The organism is Acinetobacter sp. Li1LvA2 (assembly GCF_056156705.1).
In genome coordinates this window covers 1-256 of the sequence record NZ_JBSICF010000041.1, presented here as the reverse complement: position 1 = coordinate 256, position 256 = coordinate 1, and the positions used below count along the sequence as shown (strand labels likewise).

1 protein-coding gene and 1 pseudogene are annotated in these 256 nt (G+C 41.4%); both read right to left on the bottom strand.

Annotated elements, in window-relative coordinates; genetic code table 11:
* Positions 1-185 (bottom strand): annotated as a pseudogene (locus ACS604_RS19005) (secretion protein HlyD); the annotation flags it as partial.
* Positions 182-256: hypothetical protein (locus tag ACS604_RS19000; RefSeq protein ID WP_474772672.1), on the bottom strand; the 75-nt coding region annotated here is incomplete at its 5' end. The gene ACS604_RS19000 and the pseudogene ACS604_RS19005, both read right to left, overlap by 4 nt.

Sequence of the window (256 nt, the reverse complement as noted above, 5' to 3'; positions counted from 1 at the left end):
GATGGAATCACTTTACCCGTACCAGTAGACACTTCTTCAAGTTTAAATACCCATGCCCAGATAAAGAAAATAACTAAGCCAATCCCCACAATCCAGATTACTAAACTGGCACGTGGTAATGGTGGCTCACTATAAGAGACATTCATTGAACGGGTGAGTTCTTGTTCTTTTTGTGGTTCGCTCATGAATTACCCCCTTGCACTTGTTTTTGTTGGGCTATTGATTGATTAAGGACCTGATCTCTTGGACCATCCAT